The sequence below is a fragment of the Haladaptatus marinus genome (genome assembly GCF_051194195.1).
Window position 1 is genome coordinate 1,236,334 of record NZ_JBLZNK010000003.1, and the last position, 26,175, is coordinate 1,262,508.

At 59.2% G+C, this 26,175-nt stretch carries 31 protein-coding genes; 13 read left to right on the forward strand and 18 right to left on the reverse strand.

Going from position 1 to position 26,175, the window contains the following annotated elements:
- Positions 1-19 precede the first annotated feature (19 nt).
- From ACN2TU_RS12650 to ACN2TU_RS12660, 3 genes are all read right to left on the reverse strand, one after another.
- Positions 20-421 carry a hypothetical protein gene (locus ACN2TU_RS12650; RefSeq protein ID WP_435155750.1) on the reverse strand — a complete coding sequence of 134 codons (402 nt, stop codon included), beginning with the start codon at positions 419-421 and terminating at the stop codon, positions 20-22.
- 122 nt (positions 422-543) lie between these two features.
- Positions 544-1,002 carry a hypothetical protein gene (locus tag ACN2TU_RS12655; protein WP_435155751.1) on the reverse strand — a complete coding sequence of 153 codons (459 nt, stop codon included), beginning with the start codon at positions 1,000-1,002 and terminating at the stop codon, positions 544-546.
- A 305-nt stretch (positions 1,003-1,307) separates the two neighbouring features.
- Positions 1,308-2,087: a sulfurtransferase gene (locus ACN2TU_RS12660; protein ID WP_435155752.1), complete on the reverse strand. Its 780-nt coding sequence runs from the start codon at positions 2,085-2,087 to the stop codon at positions 1,308-1,310.
- A 242-nt stretch (positions 2,088-2,329) separates the two neighbouring features.
- On the opposite strand from ACN2TU_RS12660, the gene ACN2TU_RS12665 reads away from it, so the two are divergent.
- The 3 genes from ACN2TU_RS12665 (at position 2,330) to ACN2TU_RS12675 (ending at position 4,327) form a co-directional block, all read left to right on the forward strand.
- Positions 2,330-3,196 (forward strand): sulfurtransferase, encoded by an 867-nt coding sequence (locus ACN2TU_RS12665; protein WP_435155754.1) that lies wholly within the window; start codon positions 2,330-2,332, stop codon positions 3,194-3,196.
- 228 nt (positions 3,197-3,424) lie between these two features.
- Positions 3,425-3,640 carry a DUF7511 domain-containing protein gene (locus ACN2TU_RS12670; RefSeq protein ID WP_435155756.1) on the forward strand — a complete coding sequence of 72 codons (216 nt, stop codon included), beginning with the start codon at positions 3,425-3,427 and terminating at the stop codon, positions 3,638-3,640.
- A 60-nt stretch (positions 3,641-3,700) separates the two neighbouring features.
- Positions 3,701-4,327, forward strand: coding sequence for a rubrerythrin family protein (locus ACN2TU_RS12675; protein ID WP_435155758.1), 627 nt, complete (start codon positions 3,701-3,703; stop codon positions 4,325-4,327).
- 48 nt (positions 4,328-4,375) lie between these two features.
- On the opposite strand, the gene ACN2TU_RS12680 is transcribed toward ACN2TU_RS12675, so the two are convergent.
- Positions 4,376-4,645, reverse strand: a complete 270-nt coding sequence (locus ACN2TU_RS12680; RefSeq protein ID WP_435155760.1) for a DUF7553 family protein — start codon at positions 4,643-4,645, stop codon at positions 4,376-4,378.
- 119 nt (positions 4,646-4,764) lie between these two features.
- Between ACN2TU_RS12680 and ACN2TU_RS12685 the strand changes: the two genes are divergently transcribed.
- Positions 4,765-4,920 (forward strand): hypothetical protein, encoded by a 156-nt coding sequence (locus ACN2TU_RS12685; protein ID WP_435155761.1) that lies wholly within the window; start codon positions 4,765-4,767, stop codon positions 4,918-4,920.
- Between the two features lie 134 nt (positions 4,921-5,054).
- Here ACN2TU_RS12685 and ACN2TU_RS12690 read toward each other — a convergent pair whose 3' ends face one another.
- A complete protein-coding gene (locus ACN2TU_RS12690) occupies positions 5,055-6,266 on the reverse strand; it encodes an ABC transporter permease (RefSeq protein WP_435155762.1) in 1,212 nt (403 codons plus the stop codon).
- A 713-nt stretch (positions 6,267-6,979) separates the two neighbouring features.
- On the opposite strand from ACN2TU_RS12690, the gene rpiA reads away from it, so the two are divergent.
- Positions 6,980-7,663, forward strand: a complete 684-nt coding sequence (gene rpiA, locus ACN2TU_RS12695) for a ribose-5-phosphate isomerase RpiA (protein ID WP_435155764.1) — start codon at positions 6,980-6,982, stop codon at positions 7,661-7,663.
- Positions 7,664-7,730: 67 nt separating this feature from the next.
- On the opposite strand, the gene ACN2TU_RS12700 is transcribed toward rpiA, so the two are convergent.
- Positions 7,731-7,898, reverse strand: coding sequence for a DUF1931 family protein (locus ACN2TU_RS12700; RefSeq protein ID WP_266079151.1), 168 nt, complete (start codon positions 7,896-7,898; stop codon positions 7,731-7,733).
- A gap of 172 nt (positions 7,899-8,070) precedes the next feature.
- Here ACN2TU_RS12700 and larB point away from each other — a divergent pair, with 172 nt between their 5' ends.
- Positions 8,071-8,835 carry a nickel pincer cofactor biosynthesis protein LarB gene (gene larB, locus ACN2TU_RS12705; RefSeq protein WP_435155766.1) on the forward strand — a complete coding sequence of 255 codons (765 nt, stop codon included), beginning with the start codon at positions 8,071-8,073 and terminating at the stop codon, positions 8,833-8,835.
- Between the two features lie 73 nt (positions 8,836-8,908).
- Here larB and ACN2TU_RS12710 read toward each other — a convergent pair whose 3' ends face one another.
- The 4 genes from ACN2TU_RS12710 to ACN2TU_RS12725 form a co-directional block, all read right to left on the reverse strand.
- A complete protein-coding gene (locus ACN2TU_RS12710; RefSeq protein ID WP_435155768.1) occupies positions 8,909-11,038 on the reverse strand; it encodes a heterodisulfide reductase-related iron-sulfur binding cluster in 2,130 nt (709 codons plus the stop codon).
- Positions 11,039-11,125: 87 nt separating this feature from the next.
- A complete protein-coding gene (locus tag ACN2TU_RS12715) occupies positions 11,126-11,833 on the reverse strand; it encodes an energy-coupling factor transporter transmembrane component T family protein (protein ID WP_435155770.1) in 708 nt (235 codons plus the stop codon).
- Positions 11,830-12,528: an energy-coupling factor ABC transporter ATP-binding protein gene (locus ACN2TU_RS12720; protein ID WP_435155772.1), complete on the reverse strand. Its 699-nt coding sequence runs from the start codon at positions 12,526-12,528 to the stop codon at positions 11,830-11,832. The genes ACN2TU_RS12715 and ACN2TU_RS12720 overlap by 4 nt, the downstream gene beginning before the upstream one ends.
- Positions 12,525-13,109: a biotin transporter BioY gene (locus ACN2TU_RS12725; protein WP_435155773.1), complete on the reverse strand. Its 585-nt coding sequence runs from the start codon at positions 13,107-13,109 to the stop codon at positions 12,525-12,527. The genes ACN2TU_RS12720 and ACN2TU_RS12725 overlap by 4 nt, the downstream gene beginning before the upstream one ends.
- Positions 13,110-13,260: 151 nt before the next feature.
- On the opposite strand from ACN2TU_RS12725, the gene ACN2TU_RS12730 reads away from it, so the two are divergent.
- On the forward strand, positions 13,261-13,863 hold the full coding sequence (locus ACN2TU_RS12730) for a conditioned medium-induced protein 4 (protein ID WP_435155774.1): 603 nt from the start codon (positions 13,261-13,263) through the stop codon (positions 13,861-13,863).
- Between the two features lie 386 nt (positions 13,864-14,249).
- On the opposite strand, the gene ACN2TU_RS12735 is transcribed toward ACN2TU_RS12730, so the two are convergent.
- Positions 14,250-15,641: a hemolysin family protein gene (locus tag ACN2TU_RS12735; RefSeq protein WP_435155775.1), complete on the reverse strand. Its 1,392-nt coding sequence runs from the start codon at positions 15,639-15,641 to the stop codon at positions 14,250-14,252.
- Positions 15,642-15,758: 117 nt separating this feature from the next.
- Between ACN2TU_RS12735 and ACN2TU_RS12740 the strand changes: the two genes are divergently transcribed.
- The 4 genes from ACN2TU_RS12740 to ACN2TU_RS12755 all read left to right on the forward strand — a co-directional run bounded on the left by ACN2TU_RS12740 (position 15,759) and on the right by ACN2TU_RS12755 (position 17,521).
- Positions 15,759-16,028 carry a glutathione S-transferase N-terminal domain-containing protein gene (locus ACN2TU_RS12740; RefSeq protein ID WP_435155776.1) on the forward strand — a complete coding sequence of 90 codons (270 nt, stop codon included), beginning with the start codon at positions 15,759-15,761 and terminating at the stop codon, positions 16,026-16,028.
- Positions 16,028-16,540: a redoxin domain-containing protein gene (locus tag ACN2TU_RS12745; protein ID WP_435155777.1), complete on the forward strand. Its 513-nt coding sequence runs from the start codon at positions 16,028-16,030 to the stop codon at positions 16,538-16,540. Before ACN2TU_RS12740 ends, ACN2TU_RS12745 begins: the two co-directional genes overlap by 1 nt.
- 58 nt (positions 16,541-16,598) lie before the next feature.
- Positions 16,599-16,838: a M23 family metallopeptidase gene (locus ACN2TU_RS12750; protein WP_435155779.1), complete on the forward strand. Its 240-nt coding sequence runs from the start codon at positions 16,599-16,601 to the stop codon at positions 16,836-16,838.
- A gap of 92 nt (positions 16,839-16,930) precedes the next feature.
- Entirely contained in the window at positions 16,931-17,521 is a 591-nt protein-coding gene (locus tag ACN2TU_RS12755; protein ID WP_435155781.1) for an L-threonylcarbamoyladenylate synthase, read from the forward strand.
- Here ACN2TU_RS12755 and ACN2TU_RS12760 read toward each other — a convergent pair.
- Entirely contained in the window at positions 17,504-18,154 is a 651-nt protein-coding gene (locus ACN2TU_RS12760; RefSeq protein ID WP_435155783.1) for a CRISPR-associated protein Cas4, read from the reverse strand. The genes ACN2TU_RS12755 and ACN2TU_RS12760 overlap by 18 nt on opposite strands.
- Positions 18,155-18,270: 116 nt before the next feature.
- On the opposite strand from ACN2TU_RS12760, the gene ACN2TU_RS12765 reads away from it, so the two are divergent.
- Positions 18,271-18,888 (forward strand): Sjogren's syndrome/scleroderma autoantigen 1 family protein, encoded by a 618-nt coding sequence (locus ACN2TU_RS12765; protein ID WP_435155785.1) that lies wholly within the window; start codon positions 18,271-18,273, stop codon positions 18,886-18,888.
- Between the two features lie 85 nt (positions 18,889-18,973).
- Positions 18,974-19,366 (forward strand): universal stress protein, encoded by a 393-nt coding sequence (locus ACN2TU_RS12770; protein ID WP_435155786.1) that lies wholly within the window; start codon positions 18,974-18,976, stop codon positions 19,364-19,366.
- Here ACN2TU_RS12770 and ACN2TU_RS12775 read toward each other — a convergent pair.
- The 6 genes from ACN2TU_RS12775 to ACN2TU_RS12800 all read right to left on the reverse strand — a co-directional run bounded on the left by ACN2TU_RS12775 (position 19,353) and on the right by ACN2TU_RS12800 (position 26,138).
- The gene (locus tag ACN2TU_RS12775; protein ID WP_435155788.1) at positions 19,353-19,604 is read right to left on the reverse strand and encodes a hypothetical protein; all 252 of its coding nucleotides are present in this window, start codon (positions 19,602-19,604) and stop codon (positions 19,353-19,355) included. The genes ACN2TU_RS12770 and ACN2TU_RS12775 overlap by 14 nt on opposite strands.
- Before the next feature lie 176 nt (positions 19,605-19,780).
- On the reverse strand, positions 19,781-22,150 hold the full coding sequence (locus ACN2TU_RS12780) for a DEAD/DEAH box helicase (RefSeq protein ID WP_435155790.1): 2,370 nt from the start codon (positions 22,148-22,150) through the stop codon (positions 19,781-19,783).
- A 122-nt stretch (positions 22,151-22,272) separates the two neighbouring features.
- Entirely contained in the window at positions 22,273-22,848 is a 576-nt protein-coding gene (locus ACN2TU_RS12785; protein ID WP_435155791.1) for a dolichol kinase, read from the reverse strand.
- A gap of 2 nt (positions 22,849-22,850) precedes the next feature.
- On the reverse strand, positions 22,851-24,581 hold the full coding sequence (gene glyS / locus ACN2TU_RS12790) for a glycine--tRNA ligase (protein ID WP_435155793.1): 1,731 nt from the start codon (positions 24,579-24,581) through the stop codon (positions 22,851-22,853).
- Positions 24,578-25,426 carry a CBS domain-containing protein gene (locus ACN2TU_RS12795; protein ID WP_435155794.1) on the reverse strand — a complete coding sequence of 283 codons (849 nt, stop codon included), beginning with the start codon at positions 25,424-25,426 and terminating at the stop codon, positions 24,578-24,580. The genes glyS and ACN2TU_RS12795 overlap by 4 nt, the downstream gene beginning before the upstream one ends.
- 136 nt (positions 25,427-25,562) lie before the next feature.
- Positions 25,563-26,138 (reverse strand): DUF7529 family protein, encoded by a 576-nt coding sequence (locus ACN2TU_RS12800; protein ID WP_435155795.1) that lies wholly within the window; start codon positions 26,136-26,138, stop codon positions 25,563-25,565.
- Positions 26,139-26,175 lie beyond the last annotated feature (37 nt).

Genomic DNA, 26,175 nt, shown 5'->3' on the forward strand with positions numbered 1-26,175 from the left:
AATCCATTCGAATCCGGGATTATGACTTGACGAGGGAGACTTCGAGGAGGTTGAGGTTCGTACTGAAATATGTCGGGTCGCTACCCAGCCGAAATCGGCCACCGGTCGGCAGAAATCGGCGCGTGAAGAGGAACGTATAGATCGGTGTCTCGTGAAACCCGTAGCTGATGACGAACCCGTTGTAGTCGTCCGGTTGCGAAATTACCTGCACGCCGTCGGGCGGTTCGTCGAGGATAGCGACCGTTATCGTGGCGGGGAGGCTTCCCAGTACGCGAAACGGGACGTTCGGGTAGTAATCACGAGCGAACAGCAAAGCGGTTCCCGACGGCTCACGCTCTCCCGTCTGTCGTTTGAACGCATCGAAGACGGATGCATCCGTTTCGAGTGATTCGTTCGCCTGTTGGAGTTCGTCGCCTTTCATGACTTCTCTAAACGTTCATGAGTATGGAAACAGACCGTCAGGTACCCGCTCGCTATCTTGCTTTTGCTGAAAAATGAACGTGAAATTGCGTTGTTCTTCAACCAACACAGCAGCGAAACTGCTCAGTTGCTACCGCTTCGGAGGTTACTGCTGAGCAGGTTGAGTTCGCTGCTGAAGATGGTCGCGTCACCGGAGAACCGACGCCGGTCACCCGAACTGAGACTCGCTTGACGCGAGAACATGATCGTGGTGATAGCGGCGTCTTGCCCACCGAGGTCGTATCGGATAACCCAGCCGCTATAGTCGTCGGGCTGGCTGATTTCGGGCACGTCTCCGCCACCGGGACGCGACAGCAGTCGAACGACCGTCGATTGTTCGAGGCTGTTTGCGACGCGGAACGGAACGTTCGGGTGGTAGTCGTACGTGTAGACCAACACCGAACTTCCGTCCTGCGCGGCAGCGGTTCCGGCACTACCGAGACCCAGCGCGAGCGCACCCGTCGCGAGCGCGCCCTTCTTCATGAACGAGCGTCGTTCTTCCGATTCGACGTTTTCTGTGTCTTGTTGTTTCTTCTCGGTCATCCCTTTCCCCCTCCCGGGGTGACAGGCTATAGGCCGGAACCTACGATAAAGGGACTCCACCGTTTCGCTGGCCAATGGAAAACTATTCTCGTTAGGTTCACACCAGCGAGCGTCCTCATCGGCAGGGAACCCACCAGTGTCATTCGTTACTGAACAGCCTCCAGCCGTTTCCAGCCAGTAACGACGAAAACCGCTTCGCCGTTGTGTTGCGATTCCGTACCAGAGCACTCGGTCGACGAATAACAACTATCGAAAAGCGGGTAAAAGAGCGGTTACGGTGGGGAATCATTTTCGTTTACTTCCGACTACGCCGTTTCGAGTTTCCTGTCCTCATCAGTCCATTCCGTGAGACTTCCCTCGTAAAAGCCGAGGTCGTCATAGCCGAGGTGCGAGAGGACGACGTAGGTGTGACTGATTCGTCGGGCAGTGTTACAGTAGAGAACGACTCGTTTGTCGGGGGTCACACCGTTCGATTCGAGAACCGCTCGGAGTTCATCCTGGGATTTGAGACCACGAGTTTCGTCGTCTACGAGGTCGAGCCAATCCACGTTGACCGCGCTCGGAAGATGTCCTTCAGCAAACTCCTCGGGGTCGCGAGTATCGACGAGCACGGCGTCCGGGTCGTCGATGGCCGATTGTACCGCTTCACGTCCGACGAGTGGTGTCTCGGCAGGCTCTCGAACCTGATACGGTACTTCTTCCGGGGTGGGCGCGTTGGTCGTCGTTTCGTGTTTGCCCTGCCACGAACTGAAATCACCGTCGAGGAGGTGTAGATTTTCGTGACCGTACAGTTCCGCAGTGACGAGGAATCGCGCCGCGAACACGCCGTGCATGTCGTCGTAGGCGACGATGGTGTCGTCCTCGCTGATACCGACGTTCCCGAGAAGCTCCGCCCACGTTTCGTCTCCGGGAAGCATTCCCGCGTCGTCCGCCTCGGCGGATCGAAACGTCTCGAATGGGACGTTGACCGCGCCGGGAAGGTGACCGATTCCTTCATACTCCCATCCGTCGCGAACGTCTACGATGTGTACTTCGTTCAGTCGCTCTGCGAGCCAGTTCGCGGAGACGACGACGTTTTCCTGCATTGAGTCGAACTACCGACGCCAGCGCCTTAGCCATCCGGGTTGCGTCGAATCGAGCAGGCTAGCGGAGGTTCCGGAAATAATTTCCGCATCTTTCCACGAGAAGACCACCTAACAGTCGGATAGAGACGCTAATCCTCGAAACTGGTCGTTTTTGGCGGCAAAATAAGCCGGGAAACTCAACAGAAGGCGGATGCTTCCGGCAGTAACAACGATATAATCCGGGCACAGAAATGTAGACGTGTATGAGCAATAGTGATTACGCCAAGGACGTTCTCGTTACCGCCGACTGGGTCGAGGACAACCTGGACAAGTTCGAGAGCGACGACCCCGAGTACCGTCTCGTAGAGGTGGACGTGGACACCGAAGCGTACGACGACGCCCACGCTCCCGGCGCAATCGGCTTCAACTGGGAGACGCAACTCCAAGACCAGACGCAACGGGATATCCTGGAAAAGGAGGACTTCGCCGACCTGCTGGGAAGCCACGGCATCGCCGAGGATTCGACCGTCGTCCTCTACGGTGACAACTCCAACTGGTTCGCGGCCTACACTTACTGGCAGTTCAAATACTACGGTCACCGCGACGTGCGCCTGCTGGACGGCGGCCGCGACTACTGGCTCGAAAACGACTATCCGACAACGGACGAGGAGCCGAACTTCTCCGAAGTCGAATACAACGCCCGTGGCCCATTCGAGGGTATCCGTGCCTACCGCGACGATGTGGAGAAAGCAATCAACCGCGGCGTCCCCCTCGTGGACGTTCGCTCGCCCGAAGAGTTCAGCGGCGAAGTGCTCGCCCCGCCAGGACTGCAGGAAACCGCACAGCGCGGCGGCCACATCCCCGGCGCGTCGAACGTCTCGTGGGCGGCCACCGTCAACCCCAATGGCACGTTCAAGAGCGCAGAGGAACTCCGCGACCTCTACGAGAGCGAAGGCGTAACGAACGACCAGGAGGTCGTCGCTTACTGCCGAATCGGTGAACGCTCCTCGATTGCGTGGTTCGCGCTGTCGGAACTGCTCGGCTACGACAACGTCGTCAACTACGACGGGTCGTGGACCGAGTGGGGCAACCTCGTCGATGCGCCCATCGAAACCGGAAGCGGAAACTGAGCGTACACGGCGAATCCCGAATCAGCATTTTCTATCGTCGAGCGTCGTGACGAGCATCCGTTGCAGTGCTCCCAGTCGGCAACGCGTATTCGTCTACAGGGAAAACGGCATCTAAAGCGAACGATACCGCAACGGTATATAACGATACAGAGAGCTACTAGCAGAGGTTATAGAGAGGGCGACGAATCTCAATATTGTTGCGTCGCTCCGACGCTCCATGAGGCCATAATGACCGGCAGTTTCGATACAATCGACAGATCGGCCGAACCGAAACAGAGTGCCACTGACCAACAGTCGTTCGAGTTGTCGTCCGTCGTGGTCGAGTACGATGGCAAACCGAACAGGTGTACGATTTATCCGAAAAAAGCGACCCGCCTCCAACGGATGGCCAGTTGGATAACCGCGGATGCCGCTACGTTCGTCTCGCTGGACGAAATGTGCTAATCGGCCCTCTTTCTTTCCGGCGTCGGTGAATACAAGCGGGTCGCCTCCGTATCGTGGCGCATGGATTCGGACGAGTTCGTCGAAGCAGTCCGTAAGGAAAACGAAACCGCCCTCTCGCGCCTCGGGTCATCGAAGTCGCTGTACGCTGCGACCGGGGGTGAAATGGAACCGGACGAGGTGTTTCGCGCCGCCGCCGATTCCGAACACGCCGCAGCCGAGACGTTTTCAGAGTGGGCCGACTTGGAAACCGACAAGGATGCGAGCGAACTGTTTTCGGATATCGTCGAAATCGAGACAGAGCATTACGAGACGGTGTCCGGAAAAGTAGACGACCACGACCCGGGCGAGATTCCGGCACTGCACGACTATCTACGCGGATTGGACGACACCCGCGAACGGCTCGGCGGGTTCGTCGGACGCACGCTGGCGAGCGAGAAGTCGAAGACGCAGTTAACCGGTTTCTTCACGGGACAAGCAGACCCACAATCCGCGCAAGTGTTCCGCGATTTGAAGGGAGACCTCGACGAGCAGTTGGAGGATGCACTCGAACTGCTCGCCGAACGCTGTGAATCGGAGGACGATTGGGAACAGGCCAAAGAAGCCGCTAGTGGCGCGATTACCGCCGCCTACGATGAGTACACGGAATCGCTGGAGTCAATGGGCGTCAATCCGAAGCCAGTTTGCTGATTGCGAGCGTCGCTGCTGTCCTTCAAATTTGATTGCGAGACAGGAATTTCAGACGCCGCTTACGGTCTCGCGGTGTGCCTTAACGTGGTCGTAGGCGCTCTCGACACGTTTCGCCGTTTCGTCGTCCACCTCGGATTTGAGTTCCGAGAGCGAATGCATGATTCGGTCGAGTCGGCCGTGGTCCGGCCCGTGGTCTGCCTCCGCAAGATTGCTGAGCGATTCGGCTTGGGATTCGAGTCGGTCTTTTACGTCGTCAGAAACGTCAGCGCTGGCGTGTTTCAGTTCCTCTGCGGCTTGCACTAGTTCCTCTCGAGGCATGTGCGGGGCTACGACAGGGAGGAAAATAGTGCTATGGGCGGATGCAAATATGGTCGGGAGGTCGGACGAAATATCCTCACAAGCGACGAGTTTTATCTCTTTCCGAGCGTTCTAGAGCTATGGTTCGGAAACGACATCACCGCTGTAACCTCTGTGGGCGTGACTTCGACGAGGAACGAGAACTCCGAGACCACGTCGAACGGCGACATCCGAAGGCGGACTTCCATTGGTGGGTCGTCGCCGAAGATCCCGGAAACCTCCCATTCGAAAACTGACTCAGGCGTGCCTGTCGGAATGCGTGTTACAAGGGGAATTGGGCTCCCATCAACCCAGAATGCGGGGAAGCCGCATTCGACTTAGTGTGAACAGTGCGGAAACCTGTAGATACCGCTTCGATCATCCAGCTTTTTTACTCGTAGCGAAGGGCGTCGATGGGGTCAGTGCGCGCTGCGCTCCACGCGGGATACAGTCCAGCGACGACGCCGACGAGGACGCCGACGGCGATTGCGATGGCGAACCACTCCAGCGGGAAGGTCAGCGAGACGTCGATGTAGCCCGCGACGAGGTACGCCGTCCCGACGCCGAGCGGCGTGCCCAACAGTGCGCCGAGCAGGCCGAGCATGACGGCCTCCACGAGGAACAACTGAATCACGTCCCGGCGCTGCGCGCCGACGGCTTTCATGATTCCGATTTCCTTGGTTCGCTCCGTGACGCTCACGAGCATGATGTTTGCGATACCGATAGAGCCGACGATGAGAGAGATGACGGCGATGCCGGTCACGAAGCCGGTGAGCGTGTTAAGTAAGTCTTGTACCTGCTGAAGCAGTTCCTCGTTGGTTCGGGCGGAAAAGCCGTAATCGGTTGGCATGAGCGATGCAGCGTCCGAATTATCTTCGAGATACCTGAGCATCTCGTCGCGGGCGGGGTCGACCGCATCCGGCCCCGTCGCGATGACCGTCAGTAGCGGATACACGCGTCTGTTCTCACCGTCGATAGCCACACTCGTCTCGTAGAACGGGTCGGTCGGGGTGTACACCCGAGGCTGAGAGGCGAAGCCCTCGAAGGGCCCTTGACTCGCGGAGCCATTCAGAATGCCGACGACGGTGGCGTTCACCGCCGAACCGTTCGCGCGGAGGATAGCAATCGACTCGCCGACCGTGACGTTCCGGTCGAACTGGGTGGCCGCGGCGGTGTTCAGGACGACTTCGTTCGCGCCGCTGGTGAACGCACCACCGGATTCGAACTCCGCACCGTCGAAATACGCGGGCGTGATTGCGACGACATCGCTTCTGGCGACGGTGTCGTTTCCATAGCGCAATCCCGAAGTCGGGACGCTCCCGCGCGGGATGACGCTTTCGACGCCATCGATGGCCTCGATTCGGTCGATATCGCGCTGCGAGAAGACGGGTTGTGCGCCCGCGCCGGGCGCGCCTTGTTGCCCTTCGGGGCCGACCCAGACGTAAATCTGCTGGGCTTCCTCGCCGCCAACATCGCCGATAATGGACGCCTGCACGCTCGCACCGAGGGTCGCGAGGGCAATGACCGCCGCGACGCCGATTATCACGCCAAGCGTTGTCAGCGACGAGCGCAGTTTGTGGCCCCGGATGGAGCGCCAACTCATACGGAAAACCTCGCGCCCGTCCATCAGTCGTGCTCCCCGTAATTCTCGGTCGTCGTGCGGGCCGCAGTCATAGGGACGTGAACGGAGTAAACCGTCAAAACCCTACCGCCGACACAATGGGGGGAACGTCGAAATTCCCGCAGGTAACGTGGCGCGTGCGTCGGCGGGGCTGAGGAAACGTCCGAAGATCCGCCGAGTATCGCGCGAGGTCTTCGTGAGCGACGTTCTCGTGAGCAACGCGAGAGAGCAGAGACAAGCGAGTCTCTTTCCGTGCGAGCGACCGGCTTGTCGGAGCTTGCTCCGACAGTGGATGACCAAAACGAACTCAGTGAGTGACGGGAATCGGTTGGGGAAGGTGTGGCTTGCGGAGGCGGTGGCGGTTATTTGTTGTCGTGACTTGCTCAAGACTGTCTGTTATTTTGTGCGTTAGCAAATCACGACTCCAAATACCGCAACCGCCTACAGTCCCCCCCAGCCGATTCCTTCGCTCGTTTCACTCGCTCAGTCACCCCTCGCGCAACTTCAGCGAGGGTTCTCGGACGACGGCTCGCGGCGTCGCCGCTCACCTTCGCGAGTTCTCCGCAACCACGCTGTCTTTGAAGCCACGCCAGCGCGCGCCAGAAAGATATGGACGACATTCACGATAGCACCCACGTGCCCAACATCGTGCTAGCAAACCTTTTTCAGAGACACACGAAAACCCCACTCCAAGTATGAAATCGACGGGTGGAAGCGACGAGGCAAAGCGGAATGCGGGCGAGAGCGCGGCGGCGGCTGTCGAGGACGGGATGGTCGTCGGACTGGGTACGGGAAGCACGACGGCACACGCGATTCGAGCCATTGGGCGTGCGGTGGACGCCGGACTCGACGTTCAGGGGGTGCCGACGTCGTTTCAGTCCCGCCAATTGGCTCGCGAAGAGGGCATTCCGCTGACCGACCTCGATTCGGTGTCAACCATCGACCTGGCAATCGACGGAGCAGACCAATTCGCCGGGGCACATCTCATCAAGGGCGGCGGAGCGGCGCACGCACGAGAGAAAGTGGTCGATAACGCCGCAAGTCGATTTCTCGTCGTGGCAGACCCGAGCAAGGCGGGGGAACGACTGAGCCACCCGGTTCCCGTCGAAGTGCTCCCGGCAGCGCGAACGACGGTCGCCGACGACGTGCACATGCTGGGCGGAAACCCTACGCTCCGCGAGGCTGCGCATAAGGATGGCCCAGTCGTGACCGACAACGGGAATCTCGTCCTCGATTGTGCGTTCGGCGAGATTCGGTCACCCCAGGAGCTCGCCGACGACCTTGCTTCGATTCCGGGGGTCGTGGAACACGGGCTCTTCGTCGGAATGGCGGACGAGATACACGTCGGCACCGACGACGGCGTGGAGATTCACGAGTAGTAGGAATCGAGCGGTGGCGATAGCGAGCGCTAGTCGGGCGAAAATAAATGGAAGGAAGTTTCGTCGTTTACAGGTCGCGCGGCTGGACCGTCTTCCGGTCGTTCTCTTCGGCACGTCGGGCGGCGTCGTCGAGGAGCTCAGCGACTTCTTCGTCGAGTGCATCGTAGAAGTCCGATGCAACGTTTTTGTCGTCGAGCTGTTCTTTGACAGCGGCTTTGACAATAAGGTCTGCCATACAAGTTCGTCCTTCCGTAGCCCTATTAATAAAGCTTCCCAAATTATGCGGTGAACCGCCACGAGTCGAAGAATCTGACCTACTCTGGGGGCATGGCCAAAACTTTTAAGTTGAGGAAAGTAGAGAGGGATGGGACGATAGACGGGAGTAGGAGGAGCACAGAAGGGCATATATGCGGGAATTACTCGAAGCGGTCGCGGACGGCGAAATAACTGTCAGTGAAGCGGAATCGAGGCTGTCGGGATATGCGACAACCGAAGCAGGACGGTTCGACGCCGCCAGAGAGACACGTAGAGGCGTTCCTGAGGCAATTCTCTGTGACGGAAAAACACCCGGTGAGGTGGCGACACTCGCTACGACCGCAGTCGAAACGGCAGGCCGGGGTCTCGTGACGCGCGCGGACGACGAACACGTCCAAGCAGTCCGCGCGCGCCTCGCGGACGCGCATCCGGATGCGAACGTGCGCGTGCGAGAACGAGCCAGCGCGCTCGTCGCGCACGAGGTGGGGTTCGATCATCCCGAACTCGACGCGACGGTCGGCATCGTCAGCGCGGGCACGAGTGACGCAATTCCCGCCGGCGAGGCCGCCGTCGTCGCGGAAGAAATGGGTGCCAGCGTCGAAGAGATCCACGACGTGGGCGTCGCCTCCCTCGTGCGCGTGCTGGACGAGGTGGACACACTCCGCGATGCCGACGTACTCGTTGTCGCCGCCGGACGCGAGGGCGCGCTCCCGACCGTCGTGGCGGGGCTAGTGGATACGCCCGTTATCGGACTCCCAGTCTCGAACGGCTACGGCCACGCGAGCGGGGGCGAAGCGGCGCTCTCGGGAATGTTACAATCCTGTACCGTCCTCTCGACTGTGAACATCGACGCCGGATTCGTGGCAGGCGCGCAGGCGGGGTTGATAGCGCAGGCGATCGATTCGGCGACGGAGTGAGTTTCGGCGAGTTGGAGGAGGTCTGAGCAGAAATCAAAGGATAACTCTACAAAAATCTAACTGCAAAAATTCTTCACGCCGAGACTTTGATTCGGTCTTCAGCACCGAGCGCTTCGACAACCAGTTCGGCAACGTCCACGATTTCGATGTCCTCCTCGTAGCCACCCGTTTTGCGCCCGTCCTCGTACATCGTCATGCACATCGGGCAGGCGACGACGAACTTCTCGACGCCGTTTGCGGCGTCGGTATCTTCGAGTGCTTCCCGAATGCGCTCCTCGCTCGGTTTGGAATCTTCCTCGAAATCCATCCAGAGACCGCCACCGCCACCGCCACAGCAGAACGAGTTGGCGCGGTTGCGTGGCATCTCGTCCAGCGTACAGCCGGTTCCTTTGACAATTTCTCGGGGGGCCTCGTACTCGTCGTTGTAGCGTCCGAGGTGACACGGGTCGTGGTAGGTGACGGTGTAGTCGAGTTCGGTGCCGGAGAGTCCCATTCGGCCCGAGCGGAACAGTTCCTCGACGACCTGTGTGTAGTGGTAGACCGGCGCGTCGAAATCCTCCGCTATCTCCGGATACTCGTTTTTGAACGTGTTGTAGCTGTGCGGGTCGGTACAGACGATTTTGTCGAAGTTGCATTTCTCGAACGCGGCGACGTTGTCTTCGACCAGCATCTCGTACAGGCCTTCCTCTCCGACGCGGCGCACGTCGTTGCCGTCGTTTCGCTCCTCCTCGTAGAGGATACCGTAGGAGACGCCTGTCTCGTGGAAGATAGTCGCCAGCGAACGCGCGACACGGCGGTTGCGCTCGTCGTAGGATGGGTAGTCGCCGACGTACCAGAGGAACTCCACATCCTCGTCGCGGGCGTCCGGAATCTCGAAGTCGAGTTCCTCGGTCCACTCCGGCCGTCTGCGCTCGGGGTCACCGAAGGCGTTCCCGTTCTGGAAGACGTTCATCATCGCGTCCTGGACGTTCACGTCCATCTGGCCGGATTCGGTGAGTCGGCGGTTCATGTCGGTAAAGGACGTGAGGTGTTCGATGTCAACCGGGCAAGCGTCCATGCAGGCCATGCAGGCCATGCAAGACTCCATTGTCTCGCTGTCGATGACGCTCGCACCGCCATCCGCGATGATCGGTTTCTCGTCGGTGACACCGGCGTCGAGGTTCTCACGGTACTGTTTCAGGTCGAGAATCACGTCTCGCGGGTCGAGTGGCCGACCGGAGGCGTTCGCGGGACACACCGACGAACAGCGACCACATTTCGTACAGGCGTCCTGGTCGAGCAGTTGTCGCCACGAGAAGTCGTCGATGCTGGTCGCACCGATTTCGTCAGGGCTGGCGTCCGAGGGAACGCCCGGAAGTCGTTTGCCCGCCTTCTCGTCGTGCGTGACGACGTTGGCGAACGACGACAGCATGTGGAAGGGTTTTGCGTACGGAATCGCCGCGACGAAGACGAGCGCGATGAGGGCGTGTGACCACCACGTAACCGGATACCACGCCGTCGCCATCGCAGGTGTCACGCCCGCCGATTCGAGGACGAGTTTGACGAACCAACCGACGAAACTTACCGTCTCGAACGACACGTCGCGGGTCGCACTCGTGCCGAGGATTCGGAAGCCTTCGGTGATGTAACCGCCAACGCCAAGCAGAAATAGCGTCCAGATGAACAGGTCGTCCTCCCGCCCAGTGTGTTTACCCCAGAGGCGTTGGTTACGAACCCAATAGCGGCGGTAGATTGCCATCCCGACACCGACGACGAAGAGCAGTCCCATCGCGTCCATCACGAGCGAGTAGGCGAGGTAGAAGTTGCCCACGAAGAAGGATTCCTCGTTTCCGAGGATGTAATGGGTGAACTTTCGATATCCGTCCATATCGATGGCGAGAATCGTCGTTCCGATGAGCAGGGTCAGAAAGCCCCACAGGATAAACGAGTGCATCAGCCCACCGTAGAGGTCGCGGTTGAACTGTTTCTCGTTCGATATCACTACTTTCGTCGCGCGAGTGATTCGACCCGGAAGGTCGTCGAGTCGTTCGAACCAGTCGTCTTCCCCGTTGGAGTACCGCGAGAAGCGGTAGTACACACCGAACAGGAAGAAGAAGACGGCGACTACGGCGAGGAAATAAAAGAGTGCTTCGCCGATAAGCCCGATTCTCCAGAACGTCGGGCGCGTCGTGCCCGTCGCCTGCGCAAGCGCGAAGATTTCCATGTTTTATCAGGAGGAGACGACTTGCTTAAATCTTGCTTCCCGCCCATCTCTCCGCCGTCTTGCGAGAATGAAAAACTTATTTGTAATTTATACGAATGACCAGCCGATGAGCACGCAAACGAGACAGAGAACCGGTGCGTCCCGGAGCGAAATCGATAGCCGGGGAAGGGTTGGATTCCACGCGAAACAGCGTGCGCGAAGCGCGAGCGAAAACGTGTCCGCGCGCGAGAACGCCCGGTTCAATCCTGCCGACCCGACGATTTCCATCCGCTCGGCAAGCGAGCGTTCTTCCCCGAGACGTGCTTTCATCGCCTCCCGGATTGCGCGCAAATCGGCCTGCAAGGCCGGGAGAAACCGAAAGACGAAGGCGACACCCATCCCCAAAAACTGGCCGGGGCGACCGGGAATGAGCCATTGAATCGCGGCGCGCGATTCCCGAACAGGTGTTGTTCGGACGTAAGCTGCGCTGACACAGAGGACAAGGAATACGCGATAACTGGCCAGCGCGGGGCCGACTGCATCGCTTGGAGCTATCCACGGCGGCCCGAGCGTCAGACTGGCGAACAGTGGCCCGCCGAGCAGAAACACGAACACGTAGCGAAATTCGCGAACTATCCAGCGCGGCGACGTATCGGCCCCAACGAGCACCACACCGACCAGTAGGGTTAGCGCCGCGAGTCCACGCGGTGTCGTATGCGCGAACGCAGCGAACGCGAACCCGGTCTGAAAGAGCAACTTCGCCCGTGGATCGAGACGCTCCGCAAACGATCCGGTCGCGCGATACGCCAGCGTCATGGTAGCTGAATGCCGAGTTCGGCAACCTCGGACGCGACTTCGTTCGGCGTTCCATCGATTGCGACAGTTCCGTCACGGAGCGCGACGATTCGGTCGGCGAGCGACCACACGTCCCGAAGGTCGTGCGTGACGACGACGAATCCGGTCCCCTCGGCTGAACAGCGTTCGAGATGCGTAACAACCGAATCTCGAGATGGCGCATCGAGTCCCGTGAACGGTTCGTCCAGCACGAGGTGGGCCGGTTCCATGGCCAGTGCGCCCGCGATAGCGACGCGCTGGCATTCGCCCCCGGAGAGAGCATCGATACGCGCGTTTCGACGATCTGCCATTCCGACCGCGGACAGAGCGGTTTCGACCCGGCGGTCGATTTCCTCGTGTGAAAGACCGAGGTTTTCCGGGCCGAACGCTACGTCCGCTCCGACAGTGGCCGAAACGAAGGTGTCTCGGGGATGTTGGAACACCATGCCGACGCTCGTCCGCGCGGCCACGAGGTCGTCTTCGACGGGCGTCCCATCGACCGCTACGTCCCCCCCATCGGGCGTCAGTAAGCCGTTGAAATGCCGGACGAGCGTCGTCTTTCCGCTGCCGTTCGGCCCGGCGAGGACGACGAACTGTCCGTCGGGAATCGAGAGCGAAACGCCGTCGAGCGCGGTTGCGTCACCGAATCGGTGAACGAGGTTTCGCGTCGTTATCATTCGGCGGTGACGCGGTCGCTCCGGACGATACCGACCGCGGCGGCGATTTTGAACGCCTCGAAGGGCATGAACGCCACGGCCGAGAGCATGAACGCCTCGGTTAGTCCGTAGTTCCCGACGAGCGAGAAGCCGAGCGTTCCGAAAGCGTAGATGATGACTGTTCCGATGACCATTCCCGCGACGAGTCGGAGGATGCCAACCCGTTTCGGGTCACGCAGCGTCAGTCCGCCGTGGACGATGGCTCCGATGACGAACGCGGCGACGGGGTACGAGAGCAGGTAGCCACCGGTTAGACCCACCAGTTGGACGAATCCCGTAGAGCCACCGGCGAAAACCGGCGCGCCGACCGAACCCGCAACGAGGTAGAGAACCATGGACGCGGAGCCCCAGAGCGGGCCGAGGAAGATTCCGGCGAGGAACACGCCGAGAACTTGCAGTGTGATCGGTATCTGCGGCGCGAGCGGGTTGGGAAACGAGACTTGTGCGAACGCACCGATAACCGCCGCGAACAGCGCCATGCGTGCAATGTTTCCGACAGTTTGTTCGCCAACCAGTTCGACCGAGCCAGTTTCAGTTGACATGGCGAATCATCGCTCGTCAACCAGTAAGATACCTTCGGTTGACGGGAAAGTAGTTGATTCAGATGACAGTCTCGGCGTGTCTGCCAGTTGGAGAAAAATTTCACTAGCCGCCCAACAGGTTTTTATATTATCACAGCATCAGGTACCCGCCATGGATAAGAAAACTGAGGAACTTCGTGACATCTTCATGGATGTGACCGACGAGGAGACAGTTACGGAGAAGCAGGAGGAAACGCACGGGTCGCTCAGTTCGGAGGAGAAGGTAGACGAGCAACTGCGCGAGGTAATCGAAGAAATGCGTGGACGCTACGATTTCAATACATCACTCTCCGACGAGGAACTGGTGACCGTCGTCCGACAGTTTTCTGCGGGCAACAGTGACGACGAAATCGCGGACGAACTGGGAGACGGTTCGCTCGCCGAAACCGTCTCACGAGCGCGAATCGACCTCCACCTTTTCCGTGAGTCTGACACCGACGCGCCGTTCGAGATTGCAGACCTCAAAGACTGTCTCGTAGACGAGATGACGGTCACGGATTGCGCCGACCGACTCGACGCCAGCGAATCGACCGTCCGGCGCTACCAGCGCATCATCAAAGCAAAGGACGAATCTCGGTCGGTCAACCAGCAGTATATCAACGAGTTCGAGAACATCCTCCAAGACCGTGAACTATCCGACCGAATGACACAGGAGATACAGGAAGACGGATTGGAGGACGCGACCGAAGGGATGGAATCGAACGTTTCTTTCTAAACCGCCTTTTGTCTATCACCTTTTACGACAATCGAAGGCCAGTGTCCGAGCAGTTCGCCCGGACGCTGGCTGTCTCCCTGTGAAATCCGGATCAAAAGCGCCAGAAGACCTCCGGTCTTCCGAGCCTTCTCTCACCCCGTTCGAGAAGACACGGGGAGTCCCCTCGGCTCACGGCTTCGCCGCTCGCTTTTCGAGGCGCTCCGCGCCTCGCACCGGTCGGCCCATGGCCCGCGCTCCGCCGTCGCTCGCGGCCGAGTGATGTTGTAGATATCTCCAATCACTCATCAAAAATCTAAATCAGGACTCTAAAACGGGTTTACAGGGGGAATTTCGAAAAACATCCTCTCCGATGGTGACCTAATGTGACGAATGTACGAGATTTCCCGCTATTCCGCGCTCGACTCGACGCCCTCTTCGACTTCATCCGTCTCGATTTCGTTGTCGTCGAGGCGTTTGATACGAGCTTTCATGATACGGGTGTTTTCGACCTGTTCGACGTGGAGGCGCACGCCTTCGTAGTCGATATTTTCGCCCTCCTCCACGAGTCTGCCCGCGCGATTGAAGATGAACCCGGCGATGGTCTCGAACTCCTGTCCCTCGGGAAGTTCGATATCCATCGCGTCGTTCACCTCGTCGATGTTGACTTCGCCGCGAACGATAACCGTATCATCGTCGATGTACTCGATCGGCTCTTCTTCCTCGCCGTCGAGGATTTCGCCAACGATTTCCTCGACCATGTCCTCCATGGTGACGAGCCCTTCGGTGGTTCCGAACTCGTCGATGACGATGACCATCTGCATCCGGTTTTCGCGCATTTCCGTGAGCAGTTCGTCCACGTTCTTGCTCTCGGGGACGTGAAGCGTCGGCTGAATCAGATTACTGAGTTTGAGGTTGTCGCCAGCCTCGCTGTAATCCTTCTCGCGCACGAGGTCACGAACCGTGACGATTCCGATGACGTTGTCCAAACTACCCTCGTACACCGGCACGCGCTCGTGACCTGCTTGAACGAGCGTCTCGATTGCCTCGTCGATTTCCGCGTCCTGTGGCACGGCAGTCATGTCCAGACGAGGGGTCATCACTTCCTTGGCGATGGTGTTGTTGAACCGGAAGATTCTGTCCAACATCTCGCGTTCGTCCTCCTCGATGACGCCTTCGCGCTCACCCGTTTGAATCATATCCTGGATTTCGTCGCGCGTGACGTACGACGTCTCGATTGCCGACCGTCCGCCGGTGACGCGGTTGATGGCCCGGGTGAGATAGTCGAACAGGACGACGAGCGGCAGGAGAAGATATTCGGAGTATTTGAGCGGTTTTGCGATTCTGAGCGCCCATGATTCAGTATTTTCGACCGCGTAGGATTTCGGCGCGCTCTCGCCGAACAGGAGCACGAGCGACGTGATGCCGAACGTCGAAACGAGGACGGCGATACCGGGATTGTCGAGGTACAGTCCGACGAGCGCCGTAGCGAGCGAGGACATCGCGATGTTGACGATGTTGTTTCCGACGAGAATCGTCACGAGCAGGCGGTGTGGGTCGTTCTTCAACGAATCGACCGTTTTCGCGCCATCCACACCGTCTTCCACGAGCGCTTCCACTCGATGCTTTGCGAGCGAAAACATCGCAATCTCCGACGAGGAGAAAAAGGCAGACAGGCCGAGTAGAACGATAATCGCGATGATTCCACCCCACTGGATGAACGCGTCGGAGATGATAATTCCAAACATACTATCGGGGGGAGCAGTCTGCGCAAGGATGACCAGTATCGGAGAGAGTGTCATTCAATAACCCACCTTGAGCGTCAGCGGGATTAACTCTTTATTCTTTTGCTGGGGGACATTACGGGTGAAACTGCCGCGAGCGAAGCCCTTACGGGAGTTTCGTTCCAATTCGTGTTCATGAGCACCGAGGCGACAGACCCGAACATCACGTTGTACCGATTGCAGGCGTGCCCATACTGCGAGCGCGTGGTTCGGAAATTACAGGAGTACGACCTCCCCTACCAGTCACGGTTCGTCGAACCGATGCACTCCGACCGGAACGTCGTCAAGCGTATCAGTGGAAAACGAACCGTCCCCGCCATCGTGGACGAGAATACGGGTGTGACGATGAGCGAGAGCGCGAACATCGTGGACTATCTCGAAGGAACATACGGGGAGGAAAGCTGATGGTCGATTTCGATGTCGTGGAACTCGGCGAGGCAGACAACCCGGAAGTTGGAGAGACGGCACCCGACTTCACGCGACCACTGGTCAACGAGGAGTTCTGGGAAAACGCATCCCTCTCGGACGTAACCGACGAGGGAGCAACTCTACTCGTCTTTTACACCATGGACGGTGGGTTCCCGGCGACTTATATCTGGAACGAACTGCGTGAGCGCGGGTGGGACGACGACAACGACCTGCGAATCGTCGGGCTGTCGATTTCGACGCCGTACGAACACAAAACACTCATCGAAGAGCGTGAGATGGCGTATCGACTCTTCAGCGACCCGGCAAACGAAGTGGCAGACGCGTACGGCATCAGCTACGACATGGATGGCATGGCCGGCATCAGCGAACCGCGGCCAGCCGTCTTCCTGCTGGACGAGGACAGAACCGTCGAATACGCGTGGGTAGCGACGGAGTGGCCCGACTTCCCAGAGTACGACGAAATCGAGCGCGCAATCGAAGAGCGATAGCTTTCAGATTGCGGCTTTTCGAAAGCGATTTTTCGTCATCGGCGACCAAGGCGAAGAAGTGTACACCACGTCCGGAGTGCCGAAAAGCGACAGCGAAATCCACGTCTCCGAGGGACAAAGCATCGGCCGTCACCAGCACATCGGCGACGTGGGCAGTACCGGCAGCTCGACCGGCCCATACGTCCACTTCACCGTCGAACAGAACGGTGCTCATCAGTACGTCGCCGGAGACCTCTACGATGAAATAGACGACAAGACGGGTATTGCGAAGAACTACAGCGGTATCGGAACGTTCTGACGCCGCGAGACGGCAGAATCACCGCTCCGCGTGTCGGCTTCCGAAAAGCCGACGACGCTACGCTTTTTTCGGACGGTATCCGAAAGATGAGCATGGACGACATAGAACAGGCAGTGAGTGCTGTTCGAGACGGAAGCCTTGTCGTGTACCCAACCGAGACGGTGTATGGTCTCGGCACAGATGCGCTCGACCCAGACGCTATCGAACGGGTGTTCGAGGCGAAAGGACGGGCACGCGAGAAACCGATTTCGCTCGCAGTGCCGGACGTAGACTCCGCACTGTCGTACGTTCGACCGACGAAGCGAGAACGGGAGTTCATGAACGAGTTTCTGCCCGGACCCGTGACCGTTCTCTGCGAAAAGCGTGACGTGGTTCCTGATGAACTTACCGCTGGTCGTTCCCGAGTCGGTGTCCGGATTCCTGACCACGAACTTGCCTTACAACTGCTTCGGCGCGTTGCACCGACACCGATTACGAGCACGAGCGCGAATGTGAGTGGACGAGCGAGCGTGATGCACGTAGACGACCTCGACACCGAAATCCGAGACGCCGCAGCAGTCGTCATCGACGGCGGTGAAACCGGCGGAACCGGGAGTACTGTCGTCAACGTCGAACGTGGTGAAATCATTCGCCGGGGCGAACTCGCCGACGATATCGAGGCGTGGCTAGCGGCCGAGGAGTGACCGAAGCGACCGGGTTTTGACGCCACATTCGGCACGATACTCGCATTCTTTGCATTTCGACTTGTTTTTCAATCGTGGCCGCGGTCCATCAATGGCACGAGCGGTGCGGAGTGCGCGGCGATAGGCGGCTTTGCGTCGGGTTCCGAGTCGGATCTCACGGACGATTCCATAGACAGGATATTCGACGAACGCGCGTTCGACCGTTCGTTCGTGTTCCCACGAGAGCGCCTTCGCCGCGGCGACGGCGCGCACGCTCTGTGGTTCCCAGACGCCGTGTTCGGGAGGTGTTCCGGTGAAGACCATCGATGGCACGGGAGTTCCCAAATCGAGGACTTTGTGAACGATGCCGCGGCAGTCCTTTCCGTCAGTCAGTCGGTTGTGGTCGGCAGGCGAGACGAGTACAGACCATGCATCGAAATCGGTCACACGTTCGAGATTTGAACGGAATTCAGCCGGAGAGATCGCAATAGGGCGGTTAGTCAGATCGGCATCGAGCAGTTCGTCGTACTCGAACGCGAGTTGTCGTCGTTCGACCACCAACTCCGGGATTTCGATGTCGTCCCGGCGTTGGTAGTAGAGTTTTCGCGGGCAGTACGCGGCAGTCGTGAGTTCGCTGAAAGGTACCTTCGACACGGCGGTTCTGGCCCCGGCTCCCCATATAAATTCCCGGGCACGGACGAATGAGACCGTGAGCGGGAGGAGCACTGCTGAGCAAAAGGGGCAAGAGTCTGGACAGTCTCTGTCCGCACATGAGCGACTTCGATAAGGAAGCTGAGCGGGAGAAACTCCGTCAACAGTATGAGGCCGAAAAGGAGGAGCGAAAATCGACACAACGAATGAGCGAACTGCTGTTGCAGGGCGCGACGATGACTGGAAAACACTGCGACACCTGTGGTGACCCCATCTTCCGTCAGAATGGAACCGAGTTCTGCCCGACCTGTCAGCAACAACAACCGGCCGGTGGAGCGCCTGCTGCGGAAGCATCGGCCGACGAAGCTGAAGAAACGACGGCTGAGCAATCAACCACGGAAGAAGCACTCGTCGAAGAGGCGACGAACATCGAAGTCGAAGAGACGGACAGTCAGCCGAGACGATCCAGCCAACCGCCGGAGTCACCGCGACAGCCCCGACAAGCGCCACCGAATCAGAGCGGTGGGTCGCATGGCCAAGGTACGGAATCGAGACCCACCGCGGGACAAAGCGGCGCAGAAGACCTCACCGACGCCCGAAATGCGCTGGTTCGAAAGCTGGCGCGACTTGCGACTGAGGCGGAGAAAACGAACGACGTTGGCCGTACCCGCGACTTACTGGCCGCGACGCGCGAAGCGGCGGAGGCACTGGCGGCGTTAGACCAGGTGACGCGGTAGGCTCGAATCGGGGAGATCGAACGAAGCGCACCAATCGGAGTAAGACTGGCCGAAGCGTTAAGCCGAAACCGGACAACGTTCGTTCATGGACGTACTCGTTCCCATCGACGGTTCCGAGAATAGTTTTCGCGCATTGGAGTTTGCCGTGCGGTTCGCCGACGGGTTCGACGCAACGCTCCACGTCGTCCATTTTTCGGACGAAGCGACGGAGGCAACCGACGAAATCCTCGCCCATGCTCGCGCTATGCTCGAAGAAGGTGGGGTCGAAACGGAGCCGGAGCTGGCGACGGATATCCAATTGGAGTTCCGACCGGCCGAGCGTGTCGGTGAAAACGTGCTCGAATTGGTGGAGGAAAACGGTTACGACCACGTCATCATGGGTCACCACGGGTCGGGAACCATCGAACGAGCCATCCTTGGAAGCGCGGCCGAAACCATCGTCAGAGCAGAAAAAGTGCCAGTAACTATCGTTCCATAGGGAACAACTCCCGACGAAGACGGAAAGCGGAATCTTGTGGGTAGTCGAACCAGTTCAGCGCGTTCCCAAAGTCGGGGTCGAAATCGGTCGGAAGGCGGTCGTCAGGAATGTCGTGCTGTGGTTCGCCGTACAGTTCCTGCTCGCTCGCTCGTCCGGACGTTTCGTGCTGTGGCTTACCGTATAGTTCCTCAGCAACCGACCCGTCGTCATCGTCCTGCATCGTGGGCCGAGGTAGCATGGTTTACTCTCGTCTGGGTAAATATACGTGGAGCCTTTAATGTGAATTGACCGTTCACGCCGTTTACGCGTGTTCATCCCACCCATTCTTCTGGGAACGCACCCGTTTTAGGCCGACTCAACCGAGTGTGCGGCAATGTCACACCGACATCGACGCCGCCCCCCAGTAAGCACCGCTTACGGGTCGTACTCCTCGGCGACGACTTCACGGATTCGGTCGGCGGTGACCTCACCGACCCCTTGTGCTTCCATAAGTTCGTCTTTCCCCGCCGTCATCACGGCTTGAACCGTTCCGAACGTCTCCAACAACGAGCGAGCGGTGACCGGACCGATGTCCGCGATGGAGCCGACAACGTACTCCTGTTGTTCGGAGAGCGTTTTCGCGTGTTTGTCGCCGTGAACCGAAACCTCGCGGTCGCTCATTTCCTGTTCCCGCGTGGCGATAACTTCGAGCAGGTCGGTCGTATCCTTCTCGTCTTCCGTTCGGAGAATGCTTGCCCCGAAATCAATCGCCAACGAGGACAGCGCGCCACGAATCGCGTTGGGGTGGACGTTTCGCTGTTCGTACAGGCCGTCGCCCTCGATGATGACGATGGGACGAGCGTAGTGGCGGTTCATATCGCCGACCTGCTCGAACACCGAGCGGTCGCCGCCGACCAGCGTGGCGAGGAAGTCGCTCACGGATTTTCGCTCCACGACGACCCGGTCGCTTAACACATAGTCGCCAACGGCGAGCGTTTCGAGACGAACGTCCACGCCCTCGCGGGCCGAGAGGTCGCGGGCGATGTTCGCGTCGAGTTCGCGCTGGTCGGCGACGATTTCGACGCTATCGCTGTTGTCGCGCTTGCGAGCAGTCGCCACGACGCCGTCCAGTTCGTCAGCGGTTTCCGTTTCGGTGTCCTCCGTTTTCGTGTCGAACTCCTGTAAACAGTGACTCACCTCGTCGGAGCCACCGGCATCGAAATCTCCAAGCGTTTGCTGTGATTTGTCGAGTTCCTCCTCGACTTCCATAGCCACACCCTTCAGTTTCCGCAGTTCTTCCTCCATCTCGTCCTCTCGACGCTTGGAAATCCAGAAATAGGCCTCATCACGGGTGTCTTCGGCGAGCAGAACCATGACCTGCCCTTGGGCCTGTCGCCCGGTTCGACCCTTGCGCTGAATGGAGCGAACCGCGGTCGGAACCGGTTCGTAAAACAGCACCAAATCGACCTCGGGCACGTCCAGTCCTTCCTCTGCGACAGAGGTAGAGACCAACACTTCGAACTCGCCAGCACGGAAGTTGTCGAGTGTTTCCTGCTGCTCTTTCTGCGTCATCCCGTCGCTTCCGTCCTTGTCGCCCTGCCCGACGAACCGTCGGGCGTCGAAATGCTGACCGAAGAACTCAGTCAGTGTTTCGGCGGTATCACGCGATTCGGTGAACACGATGATTCGCTCACCGCCGTCTACGAGCGTCTGTGCGACGTACGTGTGCGCCTTTCTGAATTTGGGATGACGGTCGTCGAACTGCACCGCCTTTCGCATCGCCTCCTGTACTTTCGGTTCCGAAACCATGCGCTGACTCGCCTTCGACGCCCCTGACGACCGGGCGGAGTTGCGCTGGCGCTCGAAATATCGCCGGAGGGACTCGACGCTCTGGGTTTCGGCGAGTTCGACCGCACGCCGGAGTTTCATCACCTCGGCGTGCGCGGACATACCCTTGTATCCCTCCGACTGGTCGTTGTCGATGAGTTTCTGTAACTGCCCCCGAACCTTGTTCAAATCCTTCTGAGAGATGTCCGGACGCGTCGTGTTGACGACGCCGAGTTGTTTCAGTCGCTCCAGTCGGTCGGAGATCACTTCGTTCAGCGCGTCCCGAATCTCCACGATTTCCTCGGGAAGTGACACCCGAACCCATTCGACTTCGGTGTCGTGGGTGTACGTCGAAACGTCGCTGTCCTCCTCGGTCATCACCTCTACTTCGTGGAGTCCGAGGTTTTCACACACCTCCAAAATCGATTCCTTATCGCCGCCCGGCGACGCACTCATCCCGGTGACGAGGGGGTCGTGGGCGTCCGTGTGGTAGCGCTCGGCGATGTAGTTGTATGCGTAGTCGCCGGTCGCTCGGTGGCACTCGTCGAAGGTGATGTGCGTCACCGGTCCGAGGTCGATACGCCCGCCGACCAGGTCGTTTTCTACGACCTGCGGCGTCGCGATAATGACAGTCGAAGACTCCCACAGTTTCGAGCGTTCGGCGGGTCGCACCTCACCAGTGAATACGACGATCTCCTCGTCCGGCACCGACAGTGCCTCCCGGTAGAAATCGGCGTGCTGGTTGACGAGCGGTTTCGTCGGCGCGAGAAGGAGCGATTTCCCGCCGACTTCGTTCAGTCGCTCCGCCGTGACGAGCAGACTGACCGTCGTCTTTCCCAGTCCCGTCGGGAGACAGACCAGCGTGTGGTCGTTGCGTGCGGTGCCCGCGAGTTGAATCTGGTAGAGTCGCCGCTCGATGAACTGTGGCGCGAGATAGGGGTGTTCCACGTAGTTCGTTTCAGCGTCCGTGGTCGCCATTCGTCGTATGGTTTCGTCGTCATTCGGTTAAAGGGTTCGTGTGGTGGAGTGAAAGTGAACGGCGAAGATTCAGGTAAACTGTCGGAACGAATTCCGGCAAATCGAGGGGCGAGGACTGACGTTCAGATCATTGTGGGGAGATACTGCAACCCCACAAAAATCGCCACCCCTGCACCGATTGGAATCGTGAGGTTGTCGTCGATGACGTAGCCCGCGATGACTGGTTTCACGCCGTCCGCGAGGGTTGCCGCGATTGCACCGAGGATTGCCGCCGGAACCGGAAGGCCGAAAATCGACGCGATGGCGAGACAGACGGCAAACGTCACGAGCAGGGTGTGAACCGCTTTGATACCCAGTTCGCCCGACCCGAGCAAGCCGCTGATGGGGTCGGCGATAGTCAGCATGAGCATCGCCGGAATAGCGATTTGCGGTTGGAACACCCACGCAGTGACGGTCATTCCGAAGAAGTAGAGGGCATACCCGGCGATGTTGTCCTGTTCGTACTCCCGCGTGAGTTCGTCGTAAATCCGCCAATCCAGCCCCACGAACAGGCGAATGATTTCGAGGACGAGCGCAACGAACGAGCCGAGGACGAGAAGCAAGCGCAACTCCTGCCACGTCACCAAGCCCAGCAGGTAGAGCGCCGGAAAACCGGTTCCGCTGACGTGCACCAGTCGGCGCTTGATTTCGCCCGACACGGTTACAAGTCGGTAAACGCGCGGTCGCCACTCCGAAGGTCGGCGAGGATATCGGCGAGGTCGGCAACGGCGACTCGAATCTGTTCGGTCGAATCCCGTTCACGGAGCGTCACGGTGTCGTCTTCGAGCCCTTCGTAGTCCACCGTTACACAGAACGGCGTACCGACTTCGTCCTGCCGTCGGTACCGCCGACCGATGTTGCCCGAATCGTCGTAGGTTACGTCGAAGCCTTCGGTGCGCAGGTCGGCAGCGACGTCGCGTGCCGTCTCACCCATGCCGTCTTTGTCCATCAGGGGGAAGACACCGACCGTGGTCGGCGCGAGTTCGGGTTCGAGCGCCAGTCGAGTTCGCGTCTCGCCTTCGACTTCGTCCCGTTCGTAGGAGTGGACGAGGACGGTGTACAGCGCGCGGCCGACACCCATGGAGGGTTCGATGACGTGCGGCATGATGTGTTCACCGGATTCTTTGATCTCTTCGACGGTGAAGCCGGTTTTCTCGACGGGAATCGTGTACGATTCGCCGTCCGCTTCGACGGTGACTTCGCCGCCGTCGAACGCCGAGCGGTCGCGTTCCGCGAGGGATTGCAGTGCATCGGCGATGTCACCTGCGGCACCGCCGAACTCCGGCCCGAGGTAGCTCATGTCGGGGTCGACGGTCGCACGTTCGACCACCTGTGGCTCGTCGTACTGCCGGAAGACGGTGAAATCCTCATCGGAGTACTCGTCGTGTTTCGAGAGGTCGTAATCGCTTCGGTCGGAAATACCGGCGAGTTCGATCCAGTCGCCGTCGATTTCGCCCTCGGCGTCCCAACAGTCGCTCGCGTAGTGCGAGCGCTCGCCTGCGAGGTGCTGGCGGAACCGGAACCGATCCATATCGATGCCGATTCGCTCGTACCACTCCTGGGCGACGCCGACGTAGTAGGCGACCCAGTCGCTGGCGATGATGCCCTCCTCGACGGCCTCGCCGACCGTCGTATCGAGGTATTCGCCTTCGTCGCCCTGTTGTTCGGGTGCGGAGTAGAGCCTCACTTCCACGTCCGCGACTCGTTCGAGCGGTGGTTCGTCCTCCTCGGGGTCGATGAAATGTTCCAGTTCGGCCTGCGTGAACTCGCGGACACGAACGATGGATTTCCGGGGGCTGATTTCGTTCCGGTACGCCTTGCCGATTTGCGTAATACCGAACGGCAGTTGGTTGCGGGCGTACTCTTTGAGCCGTGAAAACTCGACGAAGATTCCCTGTGCGGTCTCCGGGCGGAGATATCCGGATTGGCCGGAACCGGGACCGATGTCCGTCTGGAACATGAGGTTGAAATCCTCGACCGGTTCGCCCGCGAGCGCAGTATCGCAGGTCGGGCAGTGCAAGTCGTGCTCGGCGATAATATCGCCGACTTCGTCCAGCGGGAAGCTCTCGGCGTCTTCGATATCCGTATTGTCCTCGATGAGATGGTCAGCGCGGTGGCTTTCGCCGCATTCGGGGCATTCGACCAGCATGTCGTCGAACGTATCGAGGTGGCCGGATGCCTCGAAGACGGGTTCCGGCATGATAGTCGGAGCCTCGATTTCGCGGTGGCCTTCTTGGACTTGAAAGCGGTCGCGCCACGAATCTTCGATTTTTCGCTTCAGTGTCGCACCCTGCGGGCCGTAGACGTAGAAGCCCGAAACGCCACCGTACGGTTCCGCGGCTTGAAAGAAAAAGCCGCGTCGTTTGGCGAGTTCAACTAAATCCGTGCTCATTTGAGAGCCTCCAGCAGGTTTACGTCTCGGACGATGCCGACGAGTTGGTCGCCGCTAACGAGCGGGACTTGCTCGATATCGTTGTTGAGCATCATCTGTGCCACCTCGCGGGCGGTTTTTCGCTTCGTGACGTTCACGACGTTTTCGGTCATGAACTGCCAAACCGGCGCGGACGGAATCTCGACGTTTCGCGTCGGGATGTAGCTGTTGCCGACCGATTTGATGCCTTCCCACATCCACTCGTCGTCCTCGTTGGCGATGCTCCCTCCGGTGTCGTCTTCGCCTTCGACGACGCGAGCGACTTCGATGATGTCCACTTCGGTGAGGATACCGTCCATCTCACCCTCAGCATCGAGAACGACCGCGTAGGGGACGTTCGCGTAGAAAATCTCACGCTCGGCGACCGTCAGCGGCGAGTCAACGTAGCAAGTGTTGACATCCCTGTTGGCCAGCGTGCCGACTTCGGTATCGCCGTCGGCCTCGCCTTCGGCAATCGCTCGAACCACGTCAGTGACGGTGACGATTCCTTCCAGTTCGCCGTCAACGACCGGAACGCGGCGAATGCCTTCGTCCAACATCAGCGTCGCGACTTCCTCGACGGTGGTGTCCTGGGTCGTCGTCGCTACGTCGCGCATGAGGAGCGCGAGTTGGTCTTCATCGGGGTTCTCGATGAGGTCATCGCGGGAGATGAGACCACGGTACTGCTCGCCGTCGTCAGTCTGCTTGACGACCGGAACAGAAGAAAACGAGCGTTCCTGAAGGTATTCGAGTACGTCGTCGCGCGTACCCGGAAGCTCGACAGTAACAACGTCGGACCGGGGTGTCATCGCTTCGGCAACGTTCATACGCGCCGAATACGGTTTCACCCTTCTTGTACCCTGCGAAGCGTGCAGTTGTGCGGACGTCGTTATTTAAATAGTGATCGCGGAGACGAGCGGAGAGCGACCGGACGGTTGGCGAGGGTGGAACGAAACCGATCGGTTATTCTTCGTCGTCGTGATGGTCGCCGACTTTCGGTTCGACGACGTAGTTTTCGTACTTTTCGGGATTCGGGAAGAACTTGGTGTAGTCGTCGTGGCGGAACGACCCGAGAACCGTGCCGTCGATGGTCTGGACGTGACTGTACATCTCGTCCTCGCGCGTCGCCGCCTTCACGAGCGCCGGGGCGTGCATCATTTCGTACGTCCCGGCGATGAGAATCGCAGTATCGGTATCGGGGTTGAGATACTGCGTCAGCATGAACACTCGTGACGACATCTCTTGGCGGAACACCTGATACGATGGGAACGTGCCCGCCTCGACTGCCTCGCTGAACTCGTCGGCATAGTTGTCGGGAACGACGTACACGAAGCCAAATCGATCCGTTTCCCCCGCTTCCGGGTTCTCTGGAGCGGTGTGGCTGGCGGGAATCTGGATGACGTTCCACCCCTCGTCTTCGAGGTCGGCCGCCATCGCTTCCATATCGTCGAGCGTTCGCTGCCACGCGCCCTTCTCCACGTCCGCGTTGGCCGCGATACGCTCAGCATAGTCCGTATCCTCGTCACCGATTTCTGGCATACCGCGATGTCAGGTGTCGAAGCGGTAAAAACTGTTG

What these genes read in the sequence shown, in the direction of transcription:
- ACN2TU_RS12650 (WP_435155750.1), bottom strand. Translation starts at nt 421, where the DNA reads ATGAAAGGCGACGAACTCCAACAGGCGAACGAATCACTCGAAACGGAT.
- ACN2TU_RS12655 (WP_435155751.1), bottom strand. Translation starts at nt 1,002, where the DNA reads ATGACCGAGAAGAAACAACAAGACACAGAAAACGTCGAATCGGAAGAA.
- ACN2TU_RS12660 (WP_435155752.1), bottom strand. Translation starts at nt 2,087, where the DNA reads ATGCAGGAAAACGTCGTCGTCTCCGCGAACTGGCTCGCAGAGCGACTG.
- ACN2TU_RS12665 (WP_435155754.1), top strand. Translation starts at nt 2,330, where the DNA reads ATGAGCAATAGTGATTACGCCAAGGACGTTCTCGTTACCGCCGACTGG.
- ACN2TU_RS12670 (WP_435155756.1), top strand. Translation starts at nt 3,425, where the DNA reads ATGACCGGCAGTTTCGATACAATCGACAGATCGGCCGAACCGAAACAG.
- ACN2TU_RS12675 (WP_435155758.1), top strand. Translation starts at nt 3,701, where the DNA reads ATGGATTCGGACGAGTTCGTCGAAGCAGTCCGTAAGGAAAACGAAACC.
- ACN2TU_RS12680 (WP_435155760.1), bottom strand. Translation starts at nt 4,645, where the DNA reads ATGCCTCGAGAGGAACTAGTGCAAGCCGCAGAGGAACTGAAACACGCC.
- ACN2TU_RS12685 (WP_435155761.1), top strand. Translation starts at nt 4,765, where the DNA reads ATGGTTCGGAAACGACATCACCGCTGTAACCTCTGTGGGCGTGACTTC.
- ACN2TU_RS12690 (WP_435155762.1), bottom strand. Translation starts at nt 6,266, where the DNA reads ATGAGTTGGCGCTCCATCCGGGGCCACAAACTGCGCTCGTCGCTGACA.
- rpiA (WP_435155764.1), top strand. Translation starts at nt 6,980, where the DNA reads ATGAAATCGACGGGTGGAAGCGACGAGGCAAAGCGGAATGCGGGCGAG.
- ACN2TU_RS12700 (WP_266079151.1), bottom strand. Translation starts at nt 7,898, where the DNA reads ATGGCAGACCTTATTGTCAAAGCCGCTGTCAAAGAACAGCTCGACGAC.
- larB (WP_435155766.1), top strand. Translation starts at nt 8,071, where the DNA reads ATGCGGGAATTACTCGAAGCGGTCGCGGACGGCGAAATAACTGTCAGT.
- ACN2TU_RS12710 (WP_435155768.1), bottom strand. Translation starts at nt 11,038, where the DNA reads ATGGAAATCTTCGCGCTTGCGCAGGCGACGGGCACGACGCGCCCGACG.
- ACN2TU_RS12715 (WP_435155770.1), bottom strand. Translation starts at nt 11,833, where the DNA reads ATGACGCTGGCGTATCGCGCGACCGGATCGTTTGCGGAGCGTCTCGAT.
- ACN2TU_RS12720 (WP_435155772.1), bottom strand. Translation starts at nt 12,528, where the DNA reads ATGATAACGACGCGAAACCTCGTTCACCGATTCGGTGACGCAACCGCG.
- ACN2TU_RS12725 (WP_435155773.1), bottom strand. Translation starts at nt 13,109, where the DNA reads ATGTCAACTGAAACTGGCTCGGTCGAACTGGTTGGCGAACAAACTGTC.
- ACN2TU_RS12730 (WP_435155774.1), top strand. Translation starts at nt 13,261, where the DNA reads ATGGATAAGAAAACTGAGGAACTTCGTGACATCTTCATGGATGTGACC.
- ACN2TU_RS12735 (WP_435155775.1), bottom strand. Translation starts at nt 15,641, where the DNA reads ATGACACTCTCTCCGATACTGGTCATCCTTGCGCAGACTGCTCCCCCC.
- ACN2TU_RS12740 (WP_435155776.1), top strand. Translation starts at nt 15,759, where the DNA reads ATGAGCACCGAGGCGACAGACCCGAACATCACGTTGTACCGATTGCAG.
- ACN2TU_RS12745 (WP_435155777.1), top strand. Translation starts at nt 16,028, where the DNA reads ATGGTCGATTTCGATGTCGTGGAACTCGGCGAGGCAGACAACCCGGAA.
- ACN2TU_RS12755 (WP_435155781.1), top strand. Translation starts at nt 16,931, where the DNA reads ATGGACGACATAGAACAGGCAGTGAGTGCTGTTCGAGACGGAAGCCTT.
- ACN2TU_RS12765 (WP_435155785.1), top strand. Translation starts at nt 18,271, where the DNA reads ATGAGCGACTTCGATAAGGAAGCTGAGCGGGAGAAACTCCGTCAACAG.
- ACN2TU_RS12770 (WP_435155786.1), top strand. Translation starts at nt 18,974, where the DNA reads ATGGACGTACTCGTTCCCATCGACGGTTCCGAGAATAGTTTTCGCGCA.
- ACN2TU_RS12775 (WP_435155788.1), bottom strand. Translation starts at nt 19,604, where the DNA reads ATGCTACCTCGGCCCACGATGCAGGACGATGACGACGGGTCGGTTGCT.
- ACN2TU_RS12780 (WP_435155790.1), bottom strand. Translation starts at nt 22,150, where the DNA reads ATGGCGACCACGGACGCTGAAACGAACTACGTGGAACACCCCTATCTC.
- glyS (WP_435155793.1), bottom strand. Translation starts at nt 24,581, where the DNA reads ATGAGCACGGATTTAGTTGAACTCGCCAAACGACGCGGCTTTTTCTTT.
- ACN2TU_RS12795 (WP_435155794.1), bottom strand. Translation starts at nt 25,426, where the DNA reads ATGAACGTTGCCGAAGCGATGACACCCCGGTCCGACGTTGTTACTGTC.
- ACN2TU_RS12800 (WP_435155795.1), bottom strand. Translation starts at nt 26,138, where the DNA reads ATGCCAGAAATCGGTGACGAGGATACGGACTATGCTGAGCGTATCGCG.